Origin of the sequence: Paenibacillus sp. OT2-17, assembly GCF_009827695.1 — a bacterium.
GTDB lineage: Bacteria > Bacillota > Bacilli > Paenibacillales > Paenibacillaceae > Paenibacillus > Paenibacillus polymyxa_B.
Genome location: NZ_WUDQ01001008.1, coordinates 1 through 682 on the forward strand (window position 1 = coordinate 1; position 682 = coordinate 682).

Consider the following 682-nt stretch of genomic DNA (forward strand, 5'->3'; position numbering starts at 1 on the left):
GATGCGGGTATTCGCTCACCCAGTGACGCGGCAATGGCTATGCAGTTGGGGGCAGATGCTGTTTTGTTGAACACAGCCGTATCAGGAGCGAAGAACCCAGTAAAAATGGCTGAGGCCATGAAACTGGCTGTTCGTGCTGGAAGATATGGTTTTGAGGCGGGGATGATTCCTGTAAAACGTTACGCTTCAGCGAGCAGTCCGACAGAAGGCATGATTCAGGCATGAAGGTATCTGACAAATCCGGTGCAGGAGGAACACATCCAAGTGACCGTTATTCCAGACAAGAAAGATTCACACCCTTTGGACCGACAGGACAACGTCGGCTTGCTTCCTCTCACGTATTAATCATAGGTGTTGGAGCGCTAGGCACAGGTATTGCGGAAACACTTGTTCGCGGGGGCGTAGGTACAGTGAGCCTCGTAGACCGGGACTATGTGGAATGGAGCAATTTGCAGCGCCAACAGCTTTTTCAGGAAAGTGATGCTGCGCAAAGATGTCCCAAAGCAGTAGCTGCTCAGCGAAGATTAAAGGATATTAATTCGGAAACGGTTATACATGCACATGTACTGGATGTTAGGGTGGAAGAGCTGGAAGAGTTGATCCAGGGGGTAGATCTCATAATGGATGCAACCGATAATTTCGATACCCGACTTCTTATGAATGACATGGCACTAAAGCATCG

Annotated in this window: 1 protein-coding gene and 1 pseudogene; both read left to right on the plus strand. The window is 49.3% G+C overall.

The genetic code is table 11. The features are described 5' to 3' along the window. Window positions 1-225: pseudogene (locus GRP75_RS28750) on the plus strand (thiazole synthase); the annotation flags it as partial. Beyond that, window positions 222-682, plus strand: a 461-nt coding sequence (locus GRP75_RS28755; protein WP_202404368.1) for a ThiF family adenylyltransferase, incomplete at its 3' end; no start/stop codon positions are given. The pseudogene GRP75_RS28750 and the gene GRP75_RS28755, both read left to right, overlap by 4 nt.